Source organism: Pseudoduganella sp. RAF53_2, assembly GCF_052113985.1.
Classification (GTDB): domain Bacteria; phylum Pseudomonadota; class Gammaproteobacteria; order Burkholderiales; family Burkholderiaceae_D; genus Rugamonas.
In genome coordinates, this window is sequence record NZ_JBFRDW010000381.1 from 1 (window position 1) to 5,783 (window position 5,783).

The following is a 5,783-nucleotide window of genomic DNA, read 5'->3' on the forward strand; positions in this document are numbered from 1 at the left end:
GACAACTTCAGGCGCAAGGTGTGTCGCTGCGACGAACCAGTGGCGCCGGGATTTGAAAGGCACGAAGGGCCGGAGTCGGTTGGTCTACCCGCGAAGGGCGCCCCTGAGATTGCATCCGATGATGCGCTTCTTCCCACGAAGGCAGAGAGAGAGTCGCCTGAGTCCATTGCGCGACGAATGTTTCGTCGCACCATTTCGCCAGGCTCCGCATGACTTTTCGATGCACTCCTGGGGACATATACGCGCTCATGGCTTGTTCGTCAGCCCAGGCGGTGCGAGTCCAGAACGTTCTATTGGCTTCACTCAGGACTGACACTACAAGATTGCCGTTCGCGGCCTTCGCCTGAATGGTGGAACGGAATGCTTGCAAGAAGAATATTGGCAGATACCGCCAGGATCGCACTCGAAGTCGAGTGATTGCCATGAGTGGCATGTGTTCCTCGTTACGGGTGCTGACTTTGTGTTGGCTCTAGCGCGAGTGTAACTTGGGGAATTGACACAATGGCTTGACTTGAGGCTGCCTGTTCGATGGAGGGGCGAGCTCTCTGCCTCACAGCAAGACTAACCCCGCATAGATAAGCGCCAGCGTTGCTACGAGCGCCGCCCATGCACCCAGCATGTTGCCGGCGAAAACGACCTTGGCTTCAAGGGGCCCTTGCGACGACAGACCGCGCTGGCCTACCAGGGCTGCCAGTGGCAGTGAAAAGCAGAACGCGTAGGACGAAACAATGAGCGCAACCGCGATAGCCCATTTAATGGAAACCGCCACTGCGAACGATGAGAGTAGGGCAGCCACAGTGAACATGAGCAATGCGCCCATGGGCAGGCTTGCATGAGCCACGCGCCACGAGTGAACGACATGCGGCGCGGCGTTGCGGTTCACGGCGCGGCCGTAGGGGCCGCCGCAAAGCAAGCCGACCAACAGGACAATGGCTCCGTGAAGCGCTAGATGACGTGCTGATGGTTCCATAGAAGGGAGCTAAGGTGCGCAATAACCGGCGGCTGAAGCGTGCAGCGCGTAAGCCGTCCGGTAGATTAATTTGTCAGGTTATAGTGCTAACGGGATCGCCATTGGCATCGACGAGGAGGGGATGCTTGGAACCGGGTCGCGCGCGATCGGTGGGGTTCGGTCCTGTTTTTGGCCCGCCCCTACCGCGCCCACCGACGATGAATCGACGGCATCGCGTGAAAAATCGAGTTGTCCTGACCAAGGTTAACAGCCTATGGCTAAAGTTAACAGCTGCCGCGGACTCTTCTTGAAACGACCTCTTAGCGAGTGTCTAGTCGACGCGGGATTTAAATTGGGGGGCGGCAAGGCGCTCGATGCGGGTTTTTCCCGATTCCCAATTATTCAGAACAGCGTTGTCAGCCAAAGCCAACGTCAGCTTCCACTTACCCTTGCTGTTGCCCAGCGCCACAGTTTCATGAATCAAGACTTGACCAGCTGGGTCAGTGGCTGTGTAGGTGATCATCCAATATTTTCCATACTTGATCTTGTTGCTGAGAACCACCTTGCTGTTTCCGAACAAGCGCTTCCACTGTTGGAGCCATTGAGAGGGTTGCTTACCTAGGGCCTTGTCTCTTTCGCTTATCTGACGTTGCGATTCGACGTCCCAACAGCTCATGGCAAGATCATACTGGCCTGCGCGCATGGCCCCAATCCAAGCGTTCAAAGCAGACTCAGGCTCCTCTTCGCGAAGTACGGTCACAGAACGAGCATCGAGCACGAACTGCGGTTGATATGGATAAACGGTATAAGAATGACGTATTTCCTCGGTCATCACATGCGGCTCGGCCTGACCTATATGTGGTTCCTGAGACCAAGCCGGTGCTGCCAAGGCCAGAAACAACGAGAGCATGCCTTGGCGAGGCAGTTTGCGAAGATGTCCGGAAGAATTGACTTCTTGGCGAGTGCAGCCGCCTTTGCATTTCTTAAATAATGCTTGCATACAAGTTTCCCTAGTCTAGGTTGCTGGACAACGCCATTCAAGGGGGCCAAATTGCGCGAGTCCGCATAGGCTCAACCGAAGCTCACGGCTTGCCACACTTAACTTTAGGAAATTTACATCTTGGGGGACGCGTCGAACTGCCAGATATGTTTTGTTCAAGGTCAAAGACAGCCGCTCGCCGCTCCCTTCAAATAGCTATGCTTTTCTCCGGACTTGGTCTCTAAGCGCGTGGGAGACTTTCTGCAATACAGTCGATGCTTCTATCTTCGCAAATACAGGAATAGTGGCCTAACCGATTTGGAATTTATTTGGTATTAATATTTAACGAAGTGCAACAAACACCTTACGGAACACATCGGCGCTATTCCACAGTTCGGCGGGTAAGATTCTGCGCATATCTCTCGCGACGCGCGCTCTAACAGTGTGGCCAGCAAGCACTTCTCCATATCGGCCAACGAACTGTTTGCACGCATCTGACCAGGCACTCCTCTCTGCACGAGCGGATAACTCATCATCCTGTGCTAAATCTTCGGCTCGTCTGAGGAACCTCCTGAACTCAGAGGATTTTCCGTCAGCTTCCGCGTTTAGGATCGCCAACAAGTGGGTAAGGTCGACCTTCGACAATGCGCAAATCTGCTCTATTTTCTGTCCAGCCAACGCGCTCAACAAAAGTATTGCGTAGTCCCTGTGTATCGAAGCTCTTTGATCCCTCGCTGTAGAGGCAGACATAAGCTGCCTCTCATACTCTTGGCAAATCAGAGAGAATTCATCAATGTTCGCTCTTCTACGATGTATTACCACCGCGTCAATTGCGACAGCATCACGGACTCCCAACGCTCGACGCAGGCTGGATTTGGAAACCGCGACGCCGTCGTGCTCCAGCCTTTGCTTCGCTGTTATCACCTTTTCAGTAGTAATGCCCATCGTCCTTTTTGACAGTTCGGTCTCGACAATCTCCGATAACCAGGCGGGCTGTTGATTCCAAGTAGCCGCGAAATGATACCTGCTAAGATTTGCCACTTTAGATGCAGAAATGAAGTTTCGGGGCCAATCCAACAACATCCAGAAAGACCTTGCAATCAAACTTTCTCTAGTTGTAATTGGTAGCGATTCCAGCTTGTTTACAACGTTGCCGTCCATAATCGCCGACGATGAGCACACCTTTGAAAGTGCCTCTGACAAATGTCGCGAACTCTTTCGAAGTTGAAGCTGACACAGACACCACAGCGCACCAAAGAATTCCTGCGTCGTAGCGCCTGGATACACGCACTGCGGCATAACCCTCTCTTCGGCGCATTTCAACAAAGTCTGAACTAATGCATGACCGCCACACCCTACTGAGTCCGGCAATGCAAAGTGAGCTCCGCAAATTTGACAGGCGCCGAAGTCACCAGGCGGCCTTGTTAATAGCAGAGGCAAATTCCCCGGCCAGACGGGGCTCCGACAGACCGGGCACCGCTCGAGCATCCTACAACCGTGAACAGGACAGCGCGTCAAAAATGCGAAGCGCCAACTCAGTCGAAAATACGGCGATTCATCGCTTTGCAGACAAAGCGGGCAACAAACACCGCCAGTTGTTACGGTTCGAGTTGTAGAATATGGAAGCACCCAGGGGCGCTTGGGAATGGAAGCAAAGTTACTTTGCAGGTTCGCACCTATCGAATCAAGACTTATCGCATGAATAGCCGCTGTCCCGACGAGGAAGTGGTCACTCAGCCATTGCAGCTCGTCCGACTTCACTAACAGGTCGGACTCGCCATAATTGCGATAGCCAGAAAGTCTCGGATAGATTCGAAACCCATTCGCCAATCCGCCGCGCTGCCTCCATGAAGAGAGCGACTCATCAGGATTTGGGAGTGGGCGAATAAGAAACATGGTGACCACTGGACACTTAGACAATCGGGGATAAGTATTGCGGCACCCTATACGTCCTTAAATCCTTTTCCAAAATGTAGACTTCAGTTAAATTGACGTTACGACGCCTCAAAAAAGTTGGAACTTTGCCGTCAAAAACCGCTTTAAAAAACCGGTCCCATGCACGTGCTATCGGTTGCCATTCACTTTCATCACGTACTGGCACTATCGCCGACAAGGCAACCATTGGCCCATCAGCAACACGCATGTCTTGGGATTGCTTGACTACCCTAGAAATCAAGTTATGCAACTCTTCTTTGCTTACTCTCCGAGTATTTTTCATACTAGGCAACAACTTATAGCCCTTTAAAATTTTGAGCCGTATAAACGAACGAATTTGTGATATGCTCGCTCCCGATATGCACTTTGCCTCTTCAAGCGAAACCGTTGAATCAATAAGCTCAAGAAATGGTACAGCCAGTTCGACTTTGATCCATCTTTTACGGGAAAAATATATAATGTCCTTTTCAAATTCGCTCACAAATTGGTTGATGAAATATCCTCTGCCGCCTCCTAGCATTTTAAAAGTAGCCTGAAGTGGAATCATATTTTGAGGTAAAACCTCCACCATGCCACGCTCGCTTCGCAATAGCCTATTCGGAGGAATCTTAGATTTTGTAGAGGTACGGCTAAACGCATTGTAAAGCAAAGGGGCCTTTATGTGCTTAAGCACATTCTTCCAATAGGCTCTACCTCTTGGACCCATATGATGTTGATGATATGCGGCTCGATCTTTTATCCTATCAACCCAATTGATCATAAATGAACTTACTCGGTGAAATTCCTTCTGTGACAACCATGCAGTAGAGACATGTCTTCCTCCAAAGGTATCTGGCTCATAATTGGTCAAATATGCAGCGAAGTGTGCCAGATAAACAAAACTTTTTGCCAGCTCGTCGTAAGATCTTCCTTCAGCTACCTGTGGAGAGAAGACCTCTTGGAACTCTGTAAACCAACCGGCAGGAACTATTCTGGCACTGTCGCCAAAGAAAAACCCACAACTACAGCGATGAATGGAACTCGCTAAGTAGTCAATCGGCTTATCACATGCCTGACATACGTCGTGTGGCACTATATTATGGCGAGGGCAAATTATTGGAAGGGCGAAGTTTAAACAAGCTGCGTGCGGTAAGTCCTCCAAAACACAGGCAGGACATATCCTTCGTTTACGCCCCCGTGCTCTTTGAAGAAGCGACAGTCCTTTCTGGGAGCCAAGCCCTTTCAACTCAGGATAGCCCCGAAGATAGTTATTAATTCCTTCATTAGATGCGGTCACCATCTTCGCGAATCCCACGCCGAGTACCCTACAAAGCGCATTGATGCCATCAAAGCAATTACTGTCAGCCAAACGCAGCAAATAATCCTGTCTGTTAGGATAGAAGTTAGCATCTAGCCTGATTAACAGCCGTGGCCGAACTGAAATTGCCAAATAATCATCAGTCATTTAATCGAACCCCGTGAAACTCGGTGCTTAATTGTTTTCGGCTCATAAGCTATCGGATTAGCTGAATCGAAGAACGCGTAAAACGGTTCGCCAAATTGATCAAGGCGTCGCTTCGGTCCACCGATGAGGAAAGGATTTACGTTAGCGTGATGTCTACCGTGCCGTTTTTCAAAAGCAAGAGCTAAGTCATCTCGGCTAATTCGTTCACTTTCCCTCGCCCTTGCCGCCAGCATGGCTTCTGTCACTAATTCGATAATATAATCAAGGATCCCATGAGTGGCATAGCATATAAGATCAGGTAATTCTGGATCATCTACAAAGGACATATCAGCCACAGGCAATAACTCATCCAGCTTTTTTATAAAAATTCGAAAGAGCTGCTTTCCGGCAGGGGTTTCGACTTCAAACATTCGTAAGGGGAGTTCAGTTATAACCCGCCTTTGCAATTGTGAATTGACCCTGACAATCTCTTTGGC

5 protein-coding genes and 2 pseudogenes are annotated in these 5,783 nt (G+C 50.3%); all 7 read right to left on the reverse strand.

Annotated features, from left to right (window positions below; translation table 11 throughout):
- Positions 1-550 precede the first annotated feature (550 nt).
- Positions 551-883: a hypothetical protein gene (locus AB4Z11_RS20605; protein WP_442027333.1), complete on the reverse strand. Its 333-nt coding sequence runs from the start codon at positions 881-883 to the stop codon at positions 551-553.
- A gap of 166 nt (positions 884-1,049) precedes the next feature.
- Positions 1,050-1,207, reverse strand: a pseudogene (locus AB4Z11_RS20610) (IS5/IS1182 family transposase); the annotation flags it as partial.
- Positions 1,208-1,280: 73 nt separating this feature from the next.
- A complete protein-coding gene (locus AB4Z11_RS20615; RefSeq protein WP_442027335.1) occupies positions 1,281-1,949 on the reverse strand; it encodes a hypothetical protein in 669 nt (222 codons plus the stop codon).
- A 321-nt stretch (positions 1,950-2,270) separates the two neighbouring features.
- On the reverse strand, positions 2,271-3,089 hold the full coding sequence (locus AB4Z11_RS20620) for a hypothetical protein (protein ID WP_442027341.1): 819 nt from the start codon (positions 3,087-3,089) through the stop codon (positions 2,271-2,273).
- A 339-nt stretch (positions 3,090-3,428) separates the two neighbouring features.
- Positions 3,429-3,824: pseudogene (locus AB4Z11_RS20625) on the reverse strand (TniQ family protein); the annotation flags it as partial.
- A 16-nt stretch (positions 3,825-3,840) separates the two neighbouring features.
- Entirely contained in the window at positions 3,841-5,307 is a 1,467-nt protein-coding gene (locus AB4Z11_RS20630; protein WP_442027337.1) for a hypothetical protein, read from the reverse strand.
- A partial coding sequence (locus AB4Z11_RS20635; protein WP_442027339.1) for a hypothetical protein occupies positions 5,304-5,783 on the reverse strand: 480 nt, incomplete at its 5' end. The genes AB4Z11_RS20635 and AB4Z11_RS20630, both read right to left, overlap by 4 nt.